This is a genomic window from Wenjunlia vitaminophila DSM 41686, assembly GCF_000380165.1.
Taxonomy (GTDB): domain Bacteria; phylum Actinomycetota; class Actinomycetes; order Streptomycetales; family Streptomycetaceae; genus Wenjunlia; species Wenjunlia vitaminophila.
Genome location: NZ_KB904682.1, coordinates 1 through 21,579, shown reverse-complemented (window position 1 = coordinate 21,579; position 21,579 = coordinate 1). Strand labels below are relative to the sequence as shown.

Annotated in this window: 20 protein-coding genes; 14 read left to right on the top strand and 6 right to left on the bottom strand. The window is 71.2% G+C overall.

Annotation, left to right across the window (positions count from 1 at the left end):
* The first annotated feature begins 37 nt into the window (after window positions 1-37).
* The 3 genes from A3IG_RS0118105 (at window position 38) to A3IG_RS0118095 (ending at window position 2,387) form a co-directional block, all read left to right on the top strand.
* A complete protein-coding gene (locus A3IG_RS0118105) occupies window positions 38-1,366 on the top strand; it encodes a CynX/NimT family MFS transporter (protein ID WP_018385003.1) in 1,329 nt (442 codons plus the stop codon).
* Between the two features lie 172 nt (window positions 1,367-1,538).
* Entirely contained in the window at window positions 1,539-1,760 is a 222-nt protein-coding gene (locus tag A3IG_RS30250) for a hypothetical protein (RefSeq protein ID WP_018385002.1), read from the top strand.
* Window positions 1,761-1,868: 108 nt separating this feature from the next.
* On the top strand, window positions 1,869-2,387 hold the full coding sequence (locus tag A3IG_RS0118095; RefSeq protein ID WP_018385001.1) for a SixA phosphatase family protein: 519 nt from the start codon (window positions 1,869-1,871) through the stop codon (window positions 2,385-2,387).
* Between the two features lie 41 nt (window positions 2,388-2,428).
* Here the strand turns inward: A3IG_RS0118095 and serB are convergent, their stop codons facing one another.
* Window positions 2,429-3,646, bottom strand: a complete 1,218-nt coding sequence (gene serB / locus A3IG_RS0118090) for a phosphoserine phosphatase SerB (protein ID WP_040911847.1) — start codon at window positions 3,644-3,646, stop codon at window positions 2,429-2,431.
* Between the two features lie 236 nt (window positions 3,647-3,882).
* Between serB and A3IG_RS0118085 the strand changes: the two genes are divergently transcribed.
* Window positions 3,883-6,552 (top strand): ABC transporter ATP-binding protein/permease, encoded by a 2,670-nt coding sequence (locus A3IG_RS0118085; RefSeq protein WP_078500635.1) that lies wholly within the window; start codon window positions 3,883-3,885, stop codon window positions 6,550-6,552.
* 93 nt (window positions 6,553-6,645) lie between these two features.
* Here A3IG_RS0118085 and A3IG_RS0118080 read toward each other — a convergent pair whose 3' ends face one another.
* A complete protein-coding gene (locus A3IG_RS0118080; RefSeq protein WP_018384998.1) occupies window positions 6,646-7,068 on the bottom strand; it encodes an aggregation-promoting factor C-terminal-like domain-containing protein in 423 nt (140 codons plus the stop codon).
* 423 nt (window positions 7,069-7,491) lie between these two features.
* On the opposite strand from A3IG_RS0118080, the gene A3IG_RS0118075 reads away from it, so the two are divergent.
* Complete coding sequence (locus A3IG_RS0118075) at window positions 7,492-8,682, top strand: GAF domain-containing sensor histidine kinase (protein WP_018384997.1); 1,191 nt, start codon at window positions 7,492-7,494, stop codon at window positions 8,680-8,682.
* Window positions 8,675-9,331: a response regulator gene (locus A3IG_RS0118070; RefSeq protein ID WP_018384996.1), complete on the top strand. Its 657-nt coding sequence runs from the start codon at window positions 8,675-8,677 to the stop codon at window positions 9,329-9,331. Before A3IG_RS0118075 ends, A3IG_RS0118070 begins: the two co-directional genes overlap by 8 nt.
* Window positions 9,332-9,386: 55 nt before the next feature.
* Here the strand turns inward: A3IG_RS0118070 and A3IG_RS0118065 are convergent, their stop codons facing one another.
* Window positions 9,387-10,241 (bottom strand): hypothetical protein, encoded by an 855-nt coding sequence (locus A3IG_RS0118065; RefSeq protein WP_018384995.1) that lies wholly within the window; start codon window positions 10,239-10,241, stop codon window positions 9,387-9,389.
* 119 nt (window positions 10,242-10,360) lie between these two features.
* On the opposite strand from A3IG_RS0118065, the gene A3IG_RS0118060 reads away from it, so the two are divergent.
* The 6 genes from A3IG_RS0118060 to A3IG_RS0118035 all read left to right on the top strand — a co-directional run bounded on the left by A3IG_RS0118060 (window position 10,361) and on the right by A3IG_RS0118035 (window position 16,187).
* On the top strand, window positions 10,361-11,155 hold the full coding sequence (locus A3IG_RS0118060; protein WP_026220386.1) for an ABC transporter ATP-binding protein: 795 nt from the start codon (window positions 10,361-10,363) through the stop codon (window positions 11,153-11,155).
* 161 nt (window positions 11,156-11,316) lie between these two features.
* Entirely contained in the window at window positions 11,317-11,742 is a 426-nt protein-coding gene (locus A3IG_RS0118055; protein ID WP_078500633.1) for an NfeD family protein, read from the top strand.
* Between the two features lie 34 nt (window positions 11,743-11,776).
* On the top strand, window positions 11,777-12,778 hold the full coding sequence (locus A3IG_RS0118050; protein WP_018384992.1) for an SPFH domain-containing protein: 1,002 nt from the start codon (window positions 11,777-11,779) through the stop codon (window positions 12,776-12,778).
* 89 nt (window positions 12,779-12,867) lie between these two features.
* Window positions 12,868-13,635, top strand: coding sequence for a sulfite exporter TauE/SafE family protein (locus A3IG_RS0118045; RefSeq protein ID WP_018384991.1), 768 nt, complete (start codon window positions 12,868-12,870; stop codon window positions 13,633-13,635).
* A gap of 12 nt (window positions 13,636-13,647) precedes the next feature.
* Window positions 13,648-13,938, top strand: a complete 291-nt coding sequence (locus tag A3IG_RS0118040) for a 4a-hydroxytetrahydrobiopterin dehydratase (protein WP_018384990.1) — start codon at window positions 13,648-13,650, stop codon at window positions 13,936-13,938.
* Between the two features lie 293 nt (window positions 13,939-14,231).
* On the top strand, window positions 14,232-16,187 hold the full coding sequence (locus A3IG_RS0118035; protein WP_078500631.1) for an outer membrane protein assembly factor BamB family protein: 1,956 nt from the start codon (window positions 14,232-14,234) through the stop codon (window positions 16,185-16,187).
* Between the two features lie 90 nt (window positions 16,188-16,277).
* Here the strand turns inward: A3IG_RS0118035 and A3IG_RS0118030 are convergent, their stop codons facing one another.
* The 3 genes from A3IG_RS0118030 to A3IG_RS0118020 all read right to left on the bottom strand — a co-directional run bounded on the left by A3IG_RS0118030 (window position 16,278) and on the right by A3IG_RS0118020 (window position 18,652).
* A complete protein-coding gene (locus A3IG_RS0118030; protein ID WP_026220384.1) occupies window positions 16,278-16,781 on the bottom strand; it encodes an HNH endonuclease in 504 nt (167 codons plus the stop codon).
* 396 nt (window positions 16,782-17,177) lie between these two features.
* Window positions 17,178-17,711: a YbhB/YbcL family Raf kinase inhibitor-like protein gene (locus A3IG_RS0118025; protein ID WP_018384987.1), complete on the bottom strand. Its 534-nt coding sequence runs from the start codon at window positions 17,709-17,711 to the stop codon at window positions 17,178-17,180.
* A 158-nt stretch (window positions 17,712-17,869) separates the two neighbouring features.
* Complete coding sequence (locus tag A3IG_RS0118020) at window positions 17,870-18,652, bottom strand: sporulation protein (protein WP_018384986.1); 783 nt, start codon at window positions 18,650-18,652, stop codon at window positions 17,870-17,872.
* Between the two features lie 159 nt (window positions 18,653-18,811).
* On the opposite strand from A3IG_RS0118020, the gene A3IG_RS0118015 reads away from it, so the two are divergent.
* Both A3IG_RS0118015 and tyrS read left to right on the top strand, forming a co-directional pair.
* Window positions 18,812-19,486 carry a DNA-3-methyladenine glycosylase gene (locus A3IG_RS0118015; RefSeq protein WP_018384985.1) on the top strand — a complete coding sequence of 225 codons (675 nt, stop codon included), beginning with the start codon at window positions 18,812-18,814 and terminating at the stop codon, window positions 19,484-19,486.
* A gap of 182 nt (window positions 19,487-19,668) precedes the next feature.
* Window positions 19,669-20,934: a tyrosine--tRNA ligase gene (tyrS, locus tag A3IG_RS0118010; RefSeq protein WP_018384984.1), complete on the top strand. Its 1,266-nt coding sequence runs from the start codon at window positions 19,669-19,671 to the stop codon at window positions 20,932-20,934.
* The last annotated feature ends 645 nt before the right edge of the window (window positions 20,935-21,579 follow it).

Here is a 21,579-nt window from a genome sequence, read left to right as displayed (position 1 = left end):
GCAGAACGAATACATCCCATGATTCTATGATGGGGGCATGCAAGAGGACAGTGCCGCGGGAACGCGGACCAGGGAGTCCGGACCGGGACGCCCGGACGGGGCGGTGGACCGGCCGGCGGTCGGAGCCGGCGCCGAGGGACCGACCGTTCGTCGGGCTCCCGGGGTGCGATGGCTGGTGATGGTCGGGCTCGTGGTGGCGGCGGTCAACCTGCGGCCCGCCGTGACCAGCCTCGGCGCGCTGATGGAGGAGGTCAGGGACGGGCTCGGGATGAGCGGCACCGTCGCCGGGATGCTGACCTCGGTGCCCGCCCTGTGCTTCGCGGTCTTCGGTGGGCTCGCCCCCCGGCTCGCCCGCCGGTCCGGCCCGGCCGCCGTGGTGGGGGCCGGTCTTGTCGCGATCACCGCCGGCCTCGCCGTGCGCGCGGTGTCCGGTGGCACGGCGCTGTTCCTCCTGTTCAGTGCCGTGGCGCTGGCCGGCATAGCGGTCTCCAACGTGCTGCTTCCGGTGATCGTCAAACGCTGGTTCCCCGACCGGATCGGGCCGATGACCGGCCTGTACTCGATGGCGCTCGCCCTGGGTACCTCCACCGCGGCGGCGGTCACCGTGCCGATGGCCGACGCGCTGGGCGGGAGCTGGCGGCTGGGTCTCGGCTCGTGGGCGGTGCTCGCGGCGGTGGCGGTGCTGCCCTGGGCGGTGATCGTGCTCCGGGCCCGCACCGAGGACCGGGCGCGGCCGGAGGACGGGCCGCGACCCGCCGTCCCCGCCTTCCCGATCAGCCGCAGCCGCACCGCCTGGGCGCTGGCCGTCTTCTTCGGCCTCCAGGCCACCGGCGCCTACATCACCATGGGCTGGCTGCCGCAGATCTTCCGGGACGCCGGGGTCTCCGCGGGGCAGGCCGGGGTGCTGCTGGCGGTCACCATGGGGATGGGCGTGCCGCTGGCGTTCGTGCTGCCGGCGATGGCCGCCCGCTACCGCAACCAGGGCGGGTTCGTGGTCGGGCTCGGTCTCTTCGGGATCGTCGGCTACCTGGGGCTGGCCCTGGCGCCGGCCCAGGCGCCCTGGGTGTGGGCCGTGCTGCTCGGCGTCTCCAACTGCTCGTTCCCGCTCGCGCTGACCATGGTGGGGCTGCGGGCCCGCAGCGCGGTGGGGGTGGGCAAGCTCTCCGCGTTCGCCCAGTCGGTGGGGTACCTGATCTCCATCCCCGGGCCCATCGCGGTCGGGGCCCTGTACGACCACAGCGGCGACTGGGACCTCCCGATCGCGTTGATCGCCGCGCTGTTGCTGCCCCAGGTAGCCGCCGGGGTGCTCGCCGGTCGGGCCGGGCACGTCGAGGACCAGCTTCGGCGGCGTCCGGTCAGCGGCTGAGCGGGGTGGGGTTAACCCCACCCCCGACCTGGGGGTGGGTTCAGGGATAACTGGGTGGTCCGCCTGATGGGAACGGACGCCCGCTCCCCCTAACGTCATGGGTACGCCGGGGGCACCCGGCGCCCCGCCCGGAGCGCCACGGGGCGAGGACGGACGAGACCCTGGAGCGGCCATGCACCCTCGGCAGTACCCGGCACCCTCGAGCGCCAAGCCGCTGACGAGGGTGGGGTGGTGGGCGGCGCTCGCCCTGCCGGTGGCCGCGTTCGTGACGCTGCTCGCGCTCGCCGCGTGTCCCGCGCGGGCGACGGAGCGGCCCGACCGGGGGCAGCACCCGGTCATGGAGCAGGTCCAACGGGTGCTGCCGGACGTGGTCCTCGACTTCCTGGTCCACTGAGGCCACCCCAAGCCCCCTCCGGCGGCCTCCCGCCCGCACCGGCGGGGCCGGGGTCGTGGTGCCCCCCGGGGCGCGCCGCCCCGCGGGTTTTCTGCGAAGCTGAGGAGCATGAGCGTCGACACGCCCCGCAGGATCGTCGTACTCCGCCACGCCAAGGCCGACTGGCCGTCGGTGCCCGACCACGAGCGACCCCTCGCCGACCGCGGCCGCAGGGACGCCCCGGCGGCCGGCCACTGGCTCGCCGGGTCCGGCATCGACCTCGACCTCGCCCTGTGTTCCACGTCGGTGCGGACCAGGCAGACCTGGAAGCTCGTGGCCCACGAGCTGCCCCGCCGCCCCAGGACCGTGTACGAGGAGCGGCTGTACGAGGCGAGCCTCGGCGACCTGCTCGCCCTGCTCACCGAGGTCCCCGACGACGTCGGTGACCTGGTGGTGATCGGCCACAACCCGGGCATGCACGCCCTGGTGGACGCGCTGGCCGGCGCCGCGGAACCGGAGAGCGCGGCCCGGCTGGTCAGCTACGGCTTCCCGACCTGTGCCGCCGCGGTGCTCACCTTCTCCGGGCCGTGGAAGTCCGTCGAGCACGGAGTGGCCAGGCTGACCGCCTACTGGTCACCGCACGACTGAGGAGCCGGGCCCCGACCCGTTCGGGGCCCGACCGGCGGCTGTCAGGCCCCGTCCACCAGGTCCGCGGCCTCGACCTCTTCGCGGGTGATCCCCAGCAGGTACAGCACGGTGTCCAGGAACGGGAAGTTGACCGCGGTGTGCGCGGCCTCGCGCACCACCGGCTTGGCGTTGAACGCGACCCCGAGTCCCGCAGTGTTGAGCATGTCGAGGTCGTTGGCCCCGTCCCCGACGGCCACGGTCTGCGCCAGCGGCACACCTGCCTCCGCGGCGAACCTGGCGAGTATCCGCGCCTTGCCCGCCCGGTCCACCAGCTCGCCGACGACCCGCCCGGTGAGCCGCCCGTCCACCACCTCCAGGGTGTTGGCCGCGGCGAAGTCGAGCCCGAGGCGTACCCTGAGGTCGTCGGTGACCTGGGTGAACCCACCGGAGACGACGCCCACCTGGTAGCCGAGCCGTTTGAGGGTGCGGATCAGGGTGCGCGCGCCCGGCGTCAGCCGCACCTCCTGGCGCACCTTGTCCACCACCCGCGCGTCCAGGCCCTTCAGCAGCGCCACCCGGGCGTGCAGCGACTGTTCGAAGTCCAGTTCCCCGCGCATCGCGGCGGCGGTGACCGCGGCCACCTTCTCCGCGCAGCCGGCGTGCGCCGCGAACAGCTCGATCACCTCGTCCTGGATGAGCGTGGAGTCCACGTCCATCACCACCAGGCGCTGGGCCCGGCGGTGCAGGCCGGCGCTGACCACGGCGATGTCCACGCCCCTTTGGTGCGCCTCCGCCGCCAGGGCGGTGCGCAGCGGCTCGGTGGCCACCCCGGACACGGCGAACTCGACGGCCGTCACCGGGTACTTGGCCAGCCGGAAGACGCGGTCGATGTTGCCTCCGCAGTCGGCGATGCGCGCGGCGATGGCGGAGGTGGACCTGGCGGTCAGTGGGTGGCCGAGCACGGTGACGTGGGAGCGGCCCTCGGCCCTGGGCCGGTTGTCGCCCACGCCGGAGAGGATCTCCGCGTCGAGCTTCATGGACTCGGCCCAGCGGTGCACGGTGGCCCGCACCTCGCCCTCGGTGGCCTGGCCCTGCGCCGGATGGGTGACCAGGGCGCACAGCACCAGCCGCCCCCGGGTGACGACCTGCTCGATGTCGACCACGTCCAGGCCGAACCCGGCCAGCACGTCGAACAGGCCGGCCGTGATGCCTGGACGGTCCTTGCCGAAGATCTTGACGAGAAGGGTGGGAACATCCGTTCGGGCGCTGGAATCTCTCATGATGAGCCCCACGGTAGCGGCCACGAGTGAACTGGCCACCCGGCGTTCCGCCAGCCGGACAGCCCCGGAGGGGCCGTTCCGCGCACGGTTCGTGGCACTCGTTCCACGGTTCGTCGACAACTGTGTTGCGGGATCACACCCAGCTTTCTGTTCGACCCCGCGGCCTGCAATAGTTCCACCCGATATTCAGCATCCCTAGACTCCCCGCACGGGGGGACAACTCGGGGGACAACGTTGTGGGGCATGGAGTGCCGGAACTCGTACTGGAATTGAACGGACAAACGTGGACGTTTGAGCCGTCCCGGTCATATTTGCTTGGTCGTGATCCGCAGGCCGACGTGGTCTTCAACGACGCCCGGGTCTCATGGCGGCACGCCAGCATCGGGTGGAACGGACGGGCCTGGGTCTTCCAGGACCAGGGCAGCACCAACGGCACCTACGCACAGGGACGACGAGTCCAACAGGTCGAGGTCGGCCCGGGTTCGGTCGTCCACCTGGGCAACGCCACCGACGGCCCCCGCCTGACCTTTGCCGCGGCACGGCCCGACGTCTACAGCGCGCCCACCGCCATGGCCCCGGGGATCGCCGCCCAGGGCCAGGCCGGGATGGCCCCGCCGCGCACCCCGCAGCCCGCGGGGCAGCCGCCCCATCAACAGCCACCCCAGCCACACGTACCACAGCAGGCGCAAGGGCCCTACCAGCCGCAGCGACAGCCACCGCACCCCGGCCAACCCCAACCAGCCGGTGCTCCGGGGGCCTGGCAGGGCGGGGCCGCGTTCGCCCCCGGCCAGCCGGGGGCCCCGGCGGGCCCCGGCCCCCAACACCCCCCGGCCGCCCAGCCGCCCTACGGCCAGCCCCAGCCGGGCCTGCAGTACCCCGGCCCCGGGGGCAGCCGTGGGCCAACGATGATCCGCAACCTCACCACGCGGGTCACCCGGATCGGCCGCGCCCTCGACAACGACCACGTCGTCTCCGACCTGCAGGTCTCCCGGTACCACGCCGAGTTCCGGGCCACCGCCGACGGCCGCTACGAGATCGTTGACCTCGGCAGCCACAACGGCACCTACGTCAACGGTCAGCCCATCCAACGCCACCTGCTGCGTCCGGACGACATCGTGGGCGTGGGCCACTCCACGTTCCGTCTGGTCGGTGACCAGCTCGAGGAGTTCGTCGACACCGGGGCCGTCTCCTTCTCGGCCCGCCGGCTCACGGTGAAGGTCGGCGGCGGGCAGAAGATCCTGAACAACGTCAGCTTCGGCGTCCCGGAGAAGTCGTTGATCGGCGTCATCGGCCCCTCCGGCTCGGGGAAGTCCACCCTGCTGCGCGCGCTCACCGGCTACCGGCCGGCCGACGAGGGCGAGGTCCTGTACGACAACCGCAACCTCTACAAGCAGTTCGCGGAACTGCGCCAGCGCATCGGTCTGGTTCCCCAGGACGACATCCTGCACCCCCAGCTCACCGTGCGCACCGCCCTGCGGTACGCGGCCAAGCTGCGGTTCCCCGGCGACACCGAGACCGCCGAGCGCAACCGCCGGGTCGAGGAGGTGCTGGGCGAGCTCAAACTGGACATCCACGCCGGCAAGCGCATCACCTCCCTGTCCGGCGGCCAGCGCAAGCGCGTCTCGGTCGCCCTCGAACTGCTCACCAAGCCCTCGTTGATCTTCCTCGACGAGCCGACCTCCGGCCTGGACCCGGGCATGGACCGCGACGTCATGCAGTTGCTGCGGGCGCTGGCCGACGACGGCCGCACGGTGCTGGTGGTCACCCACTCGGTGGCCGAACTCGCCCTGTGTGACCGACTGCTGGTGATGGCCCCCGGGGGTTCGGTCGCGTACTTCGGGCCGCCCAACGAGGCACTGGAGTTCTTCGGGTACGAGACCTGGGCCGACGTCTTCCAGGCGTTCGAGACCTACCGCGACCACGACTGGGGAGGCCGCTGGCACGGCTCGGCCCACTACCAGCGGTACGCCGCCGACATCGACGCCGCGCCCCCGCAGGCGATGCCGGTGCAGCCGCCGTCGATGGTCCGGCCGCACAAACCGCAGAGCTGGGGCTCGCAGCTCTGGACGCTGGTCCGCCGCTACGGGTCGGTGATCGCCTCCGACCGCGGTTTCATCGCGCTGATGCTGGTCCTGCCGATCATCCTGGGCGTGGTCAGCGTGGTCATCCCCGCCGAGTTCGGCCTGTCCCAACCACCCCTGACCAAACAGGGCAAGGTCCAGTTCAACCAGGCCGCGGGCACCATCCTGCTGGTCCTGGTGATCGGCATGTGCTTCTCCGGAGCGGCCAACTCCGTCCGGGAACTGATCAAGGAACGGGTGATCTACGAACGGGAACGGGCAACCGGACTGTCCCGTTCGGCCTACCTGATGTCGAAGGTCATCGTGCTCGGATTGATCACGGCCTTCCAGGGTGTGATCATCTGTGCGATCGGCTTCGCCCCCCGCGAGATGCCGGCCGAGGGCCTGATCGTGGAGAACACCCCGGCCATCGAGATGACCGTGAGCATGGTGGCCCTCGGCTTCACCTCGATGATGTTCGGACTGATCATCTCCGCGCTGGTGAAGACCGCGGAGAAGACCATGCCGCTGCTGGTGCTCTTCGCCATCGTCCAGGTGGTCTTCACCGGGGTCCTCTTCCAGGTCTACGACAAGCCGGGCCTCGAGCAGGTCGCCTGGCTGATGCCCTCCAGGTGGGCGGTGGCCGCCGAGGGAACCACGGCCCGCCTCGCCACCCTGATGGCGCCGTGGGACAAACAGAACCCGGGGAACACCGACCCGCTGTGGGAGGCGACCCGCGGACAGTGGCTGTTCGACGTCGGCGTGCTGTTCGGGATGGGCGTGCTGTGCGGCGTGATCGTGATCCGGCTGCTGCGCCGGCACGAGCCGGAGGTCATGCGCCGCTGACCGGCGCGCTCCCCGCGGGGAGCACGGAACGAGGGTGGTGACCCGCAGGGGTCACCACCCTCGTTCCGTCTGACCGGGCCGGCCGGGGTCAGATCAGTACCAGTGGTGGTTCTGCCAGAACGCCCAGGCGTCACACGGGCTGCCGTAGCGGTCGTTCATGTAGTCCAAACCCCACTTGATCTGGGTCTTCGGGTTGGTCTTCCAGTCGCTGCCCGCCGAGGCCATCTTGGTCGCCGGCAGCGCCTGCACCAGACCGTAGGAACCGCTGGTCGGGTTCACAGCGGTGTGGTCCCAGCTGCTCTCGTGCTGCACGATGTTGCTGAAGCACGAGTACTGGGTGTCGTTCGGGATCATCTGCCGGGCGATCTGGCGCGAACTGCTCGCCGGGGCGGAGTCGGTCGGTGCCGCGTTGGCGGGCGAGGCCATCGCCACGGCGCCTCCCGAAGCGACCAGCACGGCGGCACCGGCCACGACGGCCCTCCGCGGGGAGAGTCGCTTGATCGTCTTGATCGGCATACGCATGAACACCTTCCGGGTGGGGAAGTCGCCTGGACGATGCCCGCTCCGGGCGCTCGTGCGCCGGGCCGCTACGGGTGGGGGTACGTCGGTGCCACGGATCCGCCGTGACCATGTGCGACGCCAACCAATATGACGATCGACCCCAAACCGGACAAGCATCCCCGCTACGACCCCCGGTCGTAGCTCCCACCGTGGCCGTTGCTGCCCCGCCGACGGCGGCGAACACCGAGCCGCCTACGAGGCGCGGTCGTAGAGGACCTAAGTCCTATGGGTCAGCTCACAGCCGCCACCGCTCAGCGTCCCCACCGGAGCACACACCGTGCCCGCCCGCCCCGGCTCGGGGTGACCCCGCTCACACCGCGGACGGGCCCCCGACCACGGCCACCCCGGCCTCCGTTCCGCGCGGGTACCGTGAGGCACATGTCCACCTCCGACCCCGGCGACCGCCGGCCCGGCCCCGCCACGGGCATCGAGGCGATCAGCGCCGCCGTGCTGGCCATGAGCCGACAGCTCGAGGTCAGCGAGGTGCTCCAGACCATCGTCTCCTCGGCCAGGGAACTCCTCGGAGCCGACTACGCCGCCCTCGGGGTGCCCGACGACCACGGGGGCTTCGCCCAGTTCGTGGTGGACGGGATCAGCGAGGACCAGTGGAAGGCCATCGGCCCACTGCCCCGCCAGCACGGCATCCTCGCGGTGATGCTGCGCGAGGCCACCCCCCAGCGGCTCGGTGACGTCCAGCAACACCCCAGGTTCGGGGGCTGGCCCCGCGCCCACCCCAACCTCGGGGACTTCCTCGGCGTGCCCGTCCTGCACGGCGACGAGGTCCTCGGCGCCCTGTTCCTGGCGAACGACAGCGACTCCTGCGTTGACGGCAGGTGCGCCTTCACCGACCGGGACGAGGCGCTGCTGCGCCTGCTGGCCGCGCACGCCGCCATCGCCCTGACCAACGCCCGCCTGTACGAGCGGAGCCGCGAACTGACCATCGCCGAGGAACGCGCCAGGATCGCCAGGGAGCTGCACGACGCCGTCTCCCAGAAGCTGTTCTCGCTGCGACTCACCGCCCAGGCAGCGGCCACCCTGGTGGACCGCGCCCCGGGCCGGGCCAGGGCGGAACTCGCCCAGGTCGCGGAGCTCGCCGCCGAGGCCACCGACGAGCTGCGCGCGGTGGTGGTGGAGCTGCACCCCGCGGGGTTGGACGAGGACGGGCTGGTGGCCACCCTCCGTAGTCAGGCGGAGGTGCTGAACCGGGCGCACTCCGCCCACGTCACCTTCGCCTGCCACCACGCACACCCCCTCCCCTCCGCCCAGGAAGAGGCGCTGCTGCGGGTGGCCCAGGAGGCGCTGCACAACGCGCTGCGCCACGCCGGGGCCGACACCGTCCGGATGGACCTGGCCGGTGGCGACGGCGAGGGCGGCGCACACGGCAGGGGAGCCGTGCTGCGGGTGGCCGACGACGGCAGGGGCTTCGACCCCGACGCCGTTCGGCGGGCCGGGCGACACCTGGGGCTCGTCTCGATGCGGGACCGGGCCAGGGCGGTGGGCGGAACGTTGCACATCACATCGGCGCCCGGACGGGGCACCGTGGTCGAGATGGTGGTGCCCGGTGGCTGACCAGGAGACGGCACAGCGGATCCGGGTGCTGGTGGTGGACGACCACCAGGTGGTCCGCCGGGGGCTGCGCACCTTCCTCGAGGTCCAGGGGGACATCGAGGTGGTCGGCGAGGCCGGCGACGGGGCCCAGGGCGTGGAGCGGGCCACGCAGCTGCGTCCCGACGTGGTCCTGATGGACATGGCCATGCCTGGAATGGACGGGATCGAAGCGCTCCGGGCCCTGCGGGACCGCGGCAGCACCGCCCGGGTCCTCGTCATCACCAGCTTCACCGAGCGGCGGTCGGTGATCCCCGCGCTGCGCGCCGGAGCGATGGGCTACGTCTACAAGGACATCGACCCGGAAGCCCTGGCCAGTGCCATCCGCTCGGTGCACGCCGGCCATGTGCTGCTCCAACCCGAGGTCGCCGAGACCCTGCTGAGCCCCGACGCCCCCAACGGCGGGCAGGGCCGCGGCGGCACGCTCACCGAACGGGAACGCGAGGTCCTGGCGTTGATCGCCAACGGCCGGTCCAACCGCGAGATCGCCCGGGCCCTGCTGCTCTCCGAGAAGACCGTCAAGACCCACGTGTCCAACATCCTGATGAAGCTGGACCTGGCCGACCGCACCCAGGCTGCGCTGTGGGCGGTCCGCCACGACATGGCGGACTGACCCGCCCGCGCCGGTCACCACTCGCCGCCGGGCCCCGCCGCCGCACGGGGCGGGGTCACGCGCGGCCCCGGTCACGCTCCTCCAGGTACGCGTTGTAGGCCGCGGTCTGGGCCCGACGGGCGGTGCGCTCCACCGTCCGCAGCGCCGCCGTGCGCGCCGCCACCTGGGAGGCGGTGATCGCCGTCCCGTGCTCGCCGGAACCCGAGCCGCCCATCGCGATGCCCACGAGCGAGGCCACCCGCTGCGCCGTCTCCAGCACCCGCACGGCCCGGCCCGGGTAACCCGGCGCCAACAGGGGGCGCGGCCCCGCGGACCTGAGCGCGTCAAGGGCCGTCCGTGCCGGGCCGGCTGACCCGGCGACGTCCAGCGCGGTCAGCGTCCTGGTCGCCTCCCGCAGCGCCTGGGACAGCTCCCGCTCGGCCTCGGCGAGCGAGGGGACGTCGGCGGGCGGGCCCCCGAGCACCGGCAGGCAGCGCCACACCACCGCCACGTGCTGGTCACCCTGCGGCCCGGCCGCGGTCACCTCCGGCACGAGACCGAGACCCCCGCCGCCCTCCGCGCCCCGCACGTGGTCACCCGGCCCGGCGTCGGACAGCACGGCGATCACGGCCTCGCCCGCCTCGAGCGCCAGGACGTTGAAATCCGGCGGACCGCTCAGCCCCAGCGGGTGCCCGGGCACCGGAAGGGCCAGCCGGAACCCGCGCACCCCCAGGGCCCGCAGCCGGCCCAGGCCCCAGGCGAGCGCCACGCGCTCGGCTGACGGCTGCCCACCGGCGGTGGGCAGGCCTTCGACGTGGTGCACGGTGTCCGTGCCGCGGACCTTCCCCGCGGCGTCATCCGGTGCGACAAGTCCGGCGATCGTGGCGTTTCCCCACGCGACGAACCGCCCTGAGCGACGTTCCTCAAGCATGCCCCCAGCCTATGGACCGGCCCGGACAGCCGGTGGCGTAGGTTTTGCCTAGGCGTCCGCGCGGCGCCGGCCGGGGACAAGACCTCAGATGACCACACTGCATGGGAGACAACGGGCACATGAGTGACGTGCTGGAGCTGGTGGACGTATCCGTGGTCCGCGATGGCCGCCCGCTGGTGGACCAGGTCTCCTGGAAGGTCTCGGAGGGTGAGCGCTGGGTGATCGTCGGCCCCAACGGCGCGGGGAAGACCACCCTGCTCAACCTCGCGTCGAGCTACCTGTTCCCCACCACGGGCACCGTCAGCATCCTGGGTGACCGGCTCGGAGCCGTCGACGTGTTCGAGCTCCGCCCGCGGATCGGCATGGCCGGCGTCGCCATGGCCGAGAAGATGCCCCGCCGGCAGACCGTCCTGGACACCGTGCTCACCGCCGCGTACGGCATGACCGCCCACTGGCGGGAGAGCTACGACGAGACCGACGAGACCCGGGCCCGGATGATCCTCGACCGGCTCGGCATGGCCGAGTTCGCCGACCGGACCTTCGGCACCCTGTCCGAAGGCGAGCGCAAGCGCACCCTGATCGCCCGCGCCATCATGATCGACCCCGAGCTGCTGCTCCTCGACGAGCCCGCGGCCGGCCTTGACCTCGGTGGACGTGAGGACCTGGTGCGGCGCCTCGGTCGGCTGGCGCGCGACCCCATCGCCCCGTCCATGATCATGGTCACCCACCACGTCGAGGAGATCGCGCCGGGATTCACCCATGTCCTGATGCTGCGTCAGGGAAAGGTGATCGCGGCCGGCCCCATCGAACTCGAACTCACCTCCCGCAACCTCTCGCTGTGCTTCGGTCTGCCCCTGGTGGTGGAACGCCGCGAGGACCGCTGGACCGCCTACGGGCTGCCCCTGAACTCCTGACCGGAACCCGGCTCGGGGGAGTCCACAGCCGGGGCGGGTCACGGGCCGCCGGCCGCAGTACCACCCGATCACGCGACAAACCGGCAGGCCATGAGGGAAACACCGGTGTGCACCCCAATTGCCCCTCGTACGAAGGGCGGTGACACGCCTACGATGAGTAGGTGGACGCTTGGATCTGGTGGTTGATCGCCGCGGTTGGCCTGGGTATTCCCCTGGTAGTGACCGCGATGCCGGAATTCGCCATGTTCGCGGGTGGTGCCCTGTCCGCAGCGATCGTCTCCGCCGTCGGCGGCGGCATCGTGGTGCAGGTCGTCACCTTCGCCGTGGTGTCCACCGCCCTGCTGGTGGTGGTGAACCCCATCGCGAGGCGTAACCAGAGACCGCCCATGGAGGCCAGGACCGGCATCGACGCGCTCCGCGGCCGCCAGGCGGTGGTTCTGGAGCGGGTGGACAACAGCGGCAACGGCCGGATCAAACTGGCCGGTGAAGTGTGGTCCGCCCGCGCGCTCGACGACGGACAGATCTTCGAGGCAGGGCAGCAGGTCGACGTCGTGGAGATCGACGGCGCCACCGCCGTCGTCGTCTAGCTGGCCTCATCGTGCTTAAGGGAGACTGAGCGGCGTGACGCCCATCATCATCGTCCTGATCATCCTGGTCGTGCTGGTGTTCATCGCACTGATCAAGACCGTCCAGGTCATTCCGCAGGCGAGCGCCGCCATCGTCGAGCGCTTCGGCCGGTACACCCGCACCCTCAACGCGGGCCTGAACATCGTCGTTCCGTTCATCGACACGATCCGGAACCGGATCGACCTCCGGGAGCAGGTCGTCCCCTTCCCGCCGCAACCGGTCATCACCCAGGACAACCTGGTGGTGAACATCGACACCGTCATCTACTACCAGGTCACCGACGCCCGGGCCGCGACCTACGAGGTGGCCAGCTACATCCAGGCGATCGAGCAGCTCACCGTCACCACCCTGCGCAACATCATCGGCGGCATGGACCTCGAGCGGACCCTGACGTCCCGTGAGGAGATCAACGCGGCCCTGCGCGGCGTGCTGGACGAGGCCACCGGCAAGTGGGGCATCCGGGTCAACCGCGTCGAGCTGAAGGCGATCGAACCCCCCACCTCCATCCAGGACTCGATGGAGAAGCAGATGCGGGCCGACCGGGACAAGCGTGCCGCCATCCTCACCGCCGAGGGGATCAAGCAGTCCCAGATCCTCACCGCCGAGGGCGAACGGCAGTCCGCGGTGCTCCGCGCGGAGGGCGAGGCCAAGGCGGCGGCCCTGCGCGCCGAGGGCGAGGCCAAGGCCATCAGCACCGTCTTCCAGTCCATCCACGACGGCGATCCGGACCAGAAGCTCCTCGCCTACCAGTACCTCCAGATGCTCCCCAAGATCGCCGAAGGCGACGCCAACAAGCTGTGGATCATCCCCAGCGAGCTCGGCGACGCGCTCAAGGGCCTCGGCGGCGTCCTGGGGGGCATGGCCCCCCAGCCCCCGGCCCCCGGCGGGAACGGGTCCAACGGTGGCAGCCGACCCCCCGCCGGCCCCGCCCCCACCGTCGAGCCCAAGCCGCTGCCCACCCGGCGGGAGAACCCGCTCTTCGGCGAGGGCACCTGACCTCCCGCCCCCCCAGCCGCCACGCCGTCCCTCTTCGGGCATGATCGAGGCACCCTGCGACGATCCCAGAACCAGCGAAGAGGGGCAGCATGACCGTCCTGGAAGCGCTCGCGGTCCTCACCGCGGGCATCGGTGCCGGGACGATCAACGTCATCGTCGGCTCCGGCACGCTGATCACCTTCCCGGTGCTGCTCGCCGTCGGCCTCCCGCCGATCACCGCCAACGTCTCCAACACCCTGGGCCTGGTCCCCGGCTCGGTCAGCGGCGCCGTGGGGTACCGTCGCGAACTCGTCGGCCAGCGCTCCAGGGTCCTGCGGTTCGGGACCGCCTCCCTGCTCGGCGGCCTCACCGGCGCCTTCCTGCTGATCCAACTCCCCTCCGCGGCGTTCGACGCCATCGTTCCGGCCCTGATCTGCATCGCCCTGGTCCTGGTGGTCCTACAACCCCGTCTCGCCCGCGCCGTCGCGGCCCGCCGGGAACGCGACGGCACCGAACCCTCCCACTACGGTGGGCCCCTGCTCACCGTGGGCATCGGGCTCTGTGGGATCTACGGCGGCTACTTCGGTGCCGCCCAGGGCGTCCTGCTGCTCGGCATGATGGGGCTCGCCCTCACCGAGGACATCCAGCGGATCAATGCGATCAAGAACGTCCTGGCCTTGATCGTCAACGGGGTCGCCGCCGTGGTCTTCCTCTTCGTGGCCGACTTCGACTGGAGCGCCGTGGGCCTGCTCGCCGTCGGAGCGGCCATCGGCGGACAGATCGGCGCGAAGATCGGCCGGCGGCTGTCCCCCACGGTGCTGCGCGGCGTCATCGTCGTCGTCGGCCTCGTCGCCGTCGCGAAACTGGTGCTCGGCTGAGAGGCTGGGCCCATGCCAGAGAAACTGACCGAAGACCAGCTCACCAGCCACCTCGCCCGGCTCCCGCAGTGGCGGCGCGACGGCGACACCCTGCGCCGCACCGTGCAGGCCCGTGACTTCCCCGCAGCCATCGCCGTCGTCGACGAGGTCGCCCGGGTGGCCGAGGAGATGGACCACCACCCGGACATCGACATCCGCTGGCGGACCCTGCACTTCGCCGTGAGCACCCACTCCGTGGGAGGCCTCACCGAACTCGACATCCAGCTCGCCCAGCGCATCGACGCCGTCACTGACAACGAGTGAGCGACGACCCATCACGCACCCCGACGGAAGCCCACATAACGGAATCCACGCGCCGGCGTGTGTCTCGTTCCCGTCACCGTTTCCGCCGACGCCCATGCCCGTTCAGCCCTGAGGTGGAACCCTCGCTACCATGCGGGGGATCCATATTGTGCCTTCCCGGGGGTCCTGACCTGGCCGGCCGCGCCGCGAGTCACCGGGCCCCCGGCGGAAGGCCCTGTTGGCTCGCGGTGCAAGCGGCGTGGTGAGGACTCACCGAGCAGGCCGCAACACGGGGATGAAACGGGAACGGGGACATGGCCGACCAACCACATGGCACCCACGGGCAGAACGACCAGCCCGACGGGCACTACGCCCCGACGCAGGCGTGGACGGGCCCGAGCGATCCGCCCCCGCCACCGGGGCAGTCCGGACAACAGCCGCCCCCGCCGCCACCAGCGGCAGGCCAGTTCGGCCAGCCACCGGAGCCCCCGCCCGGCGCCGGAGCGCACTACGCCCCGACGCAGGCCTGGACGGGACCGCCCCCTCCGGCGACGCCCGGCGCACCGGCGACACCCCCGCCGCCGGCACCGCCCGCCCAGCCCGGAGGGTACGGATACCCGCAACCCCAGTCCGGTTACGGCGCCCCTCCGCCCCCGCCGGGGTACGGCACGCCCCAGCCCCAGCCGGGGTACGGCTACCCGCAGCCGGCGCCGTACGGCCAGCCAGGCGTACCGGGCCAGCCAGGCGTACCGGGCCAGCCAGGCGTACCGGGCCAGCCAGGCTGGGGCGGCGGCTACCCCCAGCAGCCGGGCTACCCGACGCCTCCCTCACCCACGGGCGGCGGGGGCGGCCGGAAGAACGGGGTGGTCCTCGGCGTCGTCGGCGGTGTCGTGGCGCTCGCCCTGGCGATCGGCGCGGTCGTCGTCCTCACCGGCGACGACGGCAAGGACGACGAGGCGAAGACCGGCGGCACGACCAGCGGCCAGAACGGCGGGCCGTCGACGGACGACCCGGAGAAGAAGGGCAACGAGAACGAGGGGAAGGACGGGCTGGCGCTGAGCACCAGCACGTTCCAACTCGAGCCCGACCGAACCACGCTGTGGAAGGCCAAGACCGCCGCGGACACCTCTCCCTCGTCATCCACCGGCCTGGTGGGCAACTGGCTGTCCGGGAACAACTTCATCCTCGGCGACGAGCAGTCCATCACCGCCTACGACCTGAAGACCGGCGAGAAGGCCTGGGACGTCGAGGCCCCCGAGTCCAACGCCGTGCCCTGCTACATGTCCGACGAGATCACCTCCGACGGCAAGGCCGCGGTGCTGTTCCGCAAGGCGAGCGCGGAGTCCTTCCACCCGTGCACCCTGCTGACCATCATCGACACCAAGACCGGCCGCCCCGTGTGGTTCAAGGACGTCAAGCCCGGTGCGGAGGACGGCGACTACGGCGACGTCGCCATCGACGAGAAGAACAACCGGGTCTTCGCCATCACCGCCGAGATGGTCTTCTCCTACTCGCTCGACGCCGGCAAGAAGAACTGGGACGCCGGTGGCAAGGAGTACTGCAACATCACCGGTGAGGCCACCCCGACGGCGGTCCTCGTCGAGCAGACCTGTTTCGACTCCGACAAGACCGTCATCCACTCGCTGGACCTCAACAACGGCCGCAAGAGCCTGTGGACCTACTCCGCGCCCGGTGACTCACAGACCAAGGTCTCCATACTCTCCGCCGCCCCCGCCGTCGCCCTGGTCAACGAGGGCAGTGCCGCCGCCCGCGGCAACATCGTGGCGTTCGACGCCAAGGGCAAGCCGGGCCGGCAGATACCCATGGCCCAGGCGTTCGGCAACCTGCCCGACCGGACCTCGGTGCTCGGCCGACTCCCCAGGTACTACTTCACCGGCACCACCATGGTGACCGCCGTGGGCAAGGGCAGCAGCGGCAAGAGTGCCACGGTGGCCGCCTTCGACCTGACCACCGGCGCGGAGAAGTGGCACCAGGACATCGGGACCGCCGAGAAGGGCGCCCAGATCCTCGCGGTCAACGACACCTCGGTGGTGGCCGCGAAGGAAGGCGGTTACGACACCTCGGGGAAGCTCGTCAGCATCGCCCTGGACTCCGGCAAGCAGACCGAGGGCGGTTCCTTCCCCTCGGGTTCCTCGGTGATGACGTCGCTGGACTTCAACCAGCTCGTACTCAAGGGTGACCTGATATTCGGCGTGGAGGCGTACGCCTCCAGCTACAACCCCAGGGTCGTCGCCTTCGGCCCCAAGTGACCCACCGCCCGGACGCGGACCGCCGGGCCCGCCCCCGACCGGGGGCGGGCCCGACGTCGTGCACGGCCCCGAACCGCCCCCTGGCGACCGCTACGCGGACACCGCCAGCCACCGTGGCAGCGCGTCCGGCTCAGCCAGGCCCAACGCCAGCACCAGAGCGTCCCCCGGGGTCGGCTCGAACGGGGCGCTGAGCAGGGTCATCCCCGCCTGTTCCGGCGTGCGGTCCGCCTTGCGCTGGTTGTCCGCCGCGCAGGCCGCCACCGTGTTCAGCCAGGAGTCGGCGCCACCCCGGGAGCGCGGTACCAGGTGGTCGACGGTGGTCGCCCGGCGTCCGCAGTACGCGCACCGGTGCCGGTCCCGCACCAGCACGCCGCGCCGCGACCAGGCCGCCCGTTGTCGGAACGGCACCCGGACGTACCGGCAGAGTCGGATCACCCGGGGCACCGGCAGCTCCACCGTCGCGGCACGCAACCGCAGCCCCGGATGCTCCTGCTCCACCACCGCCTTGTCCTGGAGCACCAGCACCACCGCGCGCCGCAGGGACACCGTCGCCAGCGGCTCGAAGCTCGCGTTGAGGACCAACGTCTGCTGCACCCTGCCCACCTCCACGGACCCGCCCCGCCCCCTGGCGAGGTGACTCCACTGTGCCGAGCGCGCCAGGCCCCGAACAACGCAATTTCCCGGCGGACAGGACGTGGGCACAGATCAGGCCAGGTGCGGGGGAAGCAACGGGAGCACGGCCGAACCGCGCGGGAACGACGACGAGGTGGATCGCCACCCACGAACCGGGGCACCCGACCGGGGCGCACCGGAAGGGGACGGCAGTCGGCGCGGACGCCCGGTTGACGACCGAGGCTCCGGCAGCGGACCGAGCCGGTTCTCACGGCTCCGTCCGCCCCGCCACTGCGGTGCCGACTGCCCGACGACCATGAGGTGTGCGTCGAACAGGCCTACTGTGCCGTCACCGGGCCGTACCCGCAACGGGTTTTCTCATTCCGGCGTCGCGTACTCGCCGATCACGTGCGCCCGGGCCAACGTGTGGAAGCGCAGGTTGAAGCCGACCGCAGCGGGCGAGGCGTCCGCGCCCACCCCCAGCGTGTCGGTGTCCACCGCGTACACGGTGAAGATGTACCGGTGCGCCGGGTCCCCCGCGGGCGGCGCGGCGCCACCGAAGTCCCTGGTCCCGTAGTCGTTCCGGGCGTGCACCGCCCCGTCGGGGAGCCCCACGAAGCCCGCGCTGCCCGCGCCCGCCGGGAGCTCGGTCACCGTCGCCGGGACGTCGAAGAGCACCCAGTGCCAGAACCCGCTGCCGGTCGGCGCGTCAGGGTCGAAACAGCTCACGGCGAAACTGCGGGTCTGCTCCGGGAACCCCTCCCAGCGCAGGTGCGGGGACGTGTTCCCCTTCGCGTGGACCTGCGCGTCAGCCAGTACCGCCCCCGGTACCAGGTCGTCACTGACCACGGTGAACGACGGCACCGGGGGCAGGAAGTCGTGGGGGAGCGGGGGCCGGTTCGACTCGGTCACGGTCAGTCCTCCCGGGGAAGTGCGGGACTCGGTGGTCAGCAGTCACCCTAGACCCGCCCGACACCAAGGGGGGCGTGATCGCACCCGGCGACCACGCCCCCTGACCGTGACGACTCCCCGACCGACGCGCCGCACGCGGCGATGATCGCCGGCCCGGCTCAGAACCAGTTGCGGCGCCCACCGACCTCGGAGATCCACTGGTTGAGGTAGGCCGTCCAGTCGGTGTTCTGGAAGCCGTTCAGCGGCATCTTGAACGCACGGTAGGAGTCACTCCCCTCGGAGAACAGACCGGGCTTCTTGTCCATCTCCAGCACCACGTCCATCTCCCGGGAGTCCGCCACGAAGGTCAGCTCCACCTGGTTCAGCCCGCGGAACTGCGACGGCGCGTGGAACTCGATCTCCTGGTAGAACGGCAACCCCTGCCTGGTCCCGTGCACCCGGCCCCGCTCCAGGTCCGCGCTCTTGAAGCGGAACCCCAGGGAGCCGAACGCGTCCAGGACGGCCTGCTGGGCCGGCAGCGGGTGCACGTTGACCGGATCGAGGTCCCCGGAGTCCACCGCACGGGCGATCTCCAGCTCGGTGACCACCCCCACGTTCATTCCGGTGAGGTGCCTGCCCTCGAACATCGTGATCGGGGTCTCCCAGGGGATCTCCAGCCCGAACGGCACCGTGTGGACCTCGTTGGCCCGTACCTCGAAGGCGCCGCCGAGTCGCTGCTTGTGGAACTGCACGTCCTGCTGGTACTCGCCGTCCCCGGACTCGACCTCGACGCGCGCCTGGAGGCCGACCGAGAGACCCTCGACCTGCTGGGCCACCGAACCGCCCTGGATCCGGATCTCTCCCTGCACCACTCCGCCGGGAACGACGTTGGGCTCGGTCAGGACGGTCTCCACCGAGGCGCCACCGGCGCCCAGACTGGCAAGCAGCTTCTTGAAGCCCACGTTCGTTCCTCTCGACTGCGACACTCGGTTACTCAACCCTGGCGCACTGTATACACGCCACACACGTCGAAACAGCCCGCGTGGTTCCGCTCGGCCCCGCCCGCCGTGGCAGCCCGGGCCGACGTCGGCGCGGGGCAGCGTTGCACTAACCTCGCCGGCATGCCCGACGAACTCGACCGTACCCCCCTGGACCGGACCTTCTTCGACCGCCACGTCACCGAGGTGGCCCGGGACCTCCTCGGCAGGGTCCTGGTCCGGACGACCCCACGGGGCCCGATCGAACTGCGGTTGACCGAGGTCGAGGCGTACGACGGAGCGGACGACCCCGGGTCGCACGCGTACCGCGGACGCACGGACCGCAACGCCGCCATGTTCGGCCCCCCGGGGCACGCCTACGTCTACTTCACCTACGGCATGTGGCACTGCCTGAACCTGGTCTGCGGACCGGAGGACAAGGCGTCCGGAGTGCTGCTGCGCGCGGGGGAGATCATCCGAGGGGTCGAACAGGCGCGTGGCCGCCGCCCCACCGCCCGCAGGGACAGTGAGCTGGCCAAGGGGCCGGCCCGGCTGGCCACCGCCCTCGACGTGGACCTCACGCAGTACGGCGCAGACGTCTGCCCGCCCCCGGTTCCCGCCACCGACACCCCGTTCCGGGTGCTGCGCGGTGCTCCTGCGGACCCGGACACCGTCCTGGCCGGACCCCGCACCGGGCTCAGCGGGGACGGAGCCGCAACGCCCTGGCGGTTCTGGATCGCCGGGGACCCGACGGTCAGCCCTTACCGGCCGCACGTGCCGCGCCGGCGCCCGGTCAGGGCGGGCACGGTCGCCCCGTAGCCGTCGGCCGGCGACCCACGTCCCCGGCCGCGCACCCCCTGCCCGGGGGTGTCCGCCCCCGGGACGGTCGGGCTCGGACGCGGAGCGGCGACCGCGTAGGCTCGTAGGGCGGACCCCCGCACCTGGCCCGGAACCACCCGGTCCGGGAGGAACCAAGCGGAACCCCAAGGAGACACGGACCCGTGACGGACATCGTCGACGAGCTGAAGTGGCGCGGGCTGCTGGCCCTGTCCACCGACGAGGACGCACTGCGTAAGGCGCTCGCGGACGGCCCTGTCACGGTCTATTGCGGTTTCGACCCGACTGCTCCCAGCCTGCACATCGGCAACATGGTGCAGATCCTCACCCTCCGCCGCTTCCAGCGGGCGGGACACCGTCCCCTCGGCCTGGTCGGTGGCGCCACCGGGCTCGTCGGGGACCCCAAGCCGACAGCGGAGCGGGCGCTCAACGCCCCCGAGACCGTCGCCAACTGGGTCGAGCGCGTCCGGTCCCAGATCGAACCGTTCCTCACCTTCGAGGGGCCCAACGCGGCCGTCATGGTCAACAACCTGGACTGGACGTCCGGTCTTTCGGCGATCGAGCTGCTGCGGGACGTGGGCAAGCACTTCCGGGTCAACAAGATGATCGCCAAGGAGGCGGTGGCCCGTCGGCTCAACTCCGACCTGGGCATCAGCTACACCGAGTTCAGCTACCAGATCCTCCAGGGCCTGGACTACCTCGAGCTGTACCGCCGTTACGGCTGCACCCTCCAGACCGGTGGCAGCGACCAGTGGGGCAACCTGACCGCGGGGATCGACCTGATCCACCGAGTCACCGGGGCATCGGTCCACGCCCTGGCCACTCCGCTGATCACCAAGGCGGACGGCACCAAGTTCGGCAAGACGGAAAGCGGCACCATCTGGCTCGACGCCGAGCTGACCACGCCGTACGCCTTCTACCAGTTCTGGCTGAACGCCGAGGACCGGGACGTCCCCACGCTGCTGCGCATCTTCAGCTTCCGGAGCCGCGAGGAGATCGAGGAGCTGGAGACGCTCACCAGGGAACGCCCCGCGGCCCGAGCCGCCCAGCGGGCGCTGGCCGAGGAGATGACATCCCTGGTCCACGGTGCCGACCACTGCGAACGGGTGGTCGCGGCCTCGCGGGCACTGTTCGGCCAGGGGGACCTCGCCGACCTGGACCGCTCCACGCTGACGGCCGCCCTCGCCGAACTGCCGTACGCGAAGGTGGGCAACCTGGCTCCGGTGGTGGACCTCCTCGCGGAATCGGGCCTGGTCAGCAGCAAGTCCGCCGCCCGGCGCACCATCAAGGAAGGCGGGGCCTACGTGAACAACACCAAGGTCACCGCGGAGGACGCCGTGCCAGCTCCCGAGGACCTGCTCCACGGTCGCTGGCTGGTGCTGCGCCGGGGCAAGAAGCACCTCGCGGCCGTCGAAGTGGCGACGGACTGACCGGTGGACGACGCCCTTCGCCCCGGGACGGTGCCTCCACCGTCCCGGGGCGAAGGGCCGAACTTGACTCCGCGGACCTGAATGCGTAACGTGGCCTGAGCCGCTTGACAGCGGGACGGCCGGTGCACCCGGAACCTCGCTGGCGGCAACCACTACGCGAATCTCCTCTTACGATCTGACCCGAATCAACTCGGGCGCACCTTTGCGCGCTCGTGTCGATACGGCATGGAAAGTGCGAGGAAGGCCTCCGAGTCAGGAATTCGCAAGCCGCGAAGGAATGCGCTAACGTAGTGGACATGCCGAAGCCGAAAGGCCAAGGCGAAAACGAGAAGGACTCAGGTCGGGAAATCTTCTGATAGAGTCTGGATCACCGAACGGAAAGCGCCCGGAGAGACCGGTGAAAGGGTCTTGAAGGAAGCGTTCGTTCCTTGAGAACTCAACAGCGTACCAAAAATCAACGCCAGATTAGTTGATACCCCCGGATGGGTGGGTTCTGGCCCGCGTNGTGTGGGCTGGGGCTGCCTGTCGGGTGGTTCCTTTGAAACAACATATGCAGGGACGCTGGTGGTGGTCGCCGATTTTTCCCGGTGACGGACCGCCGCTCTGCCGCGTATGTGACCTCCGAGGCCTGGCCTGCCGCCGATG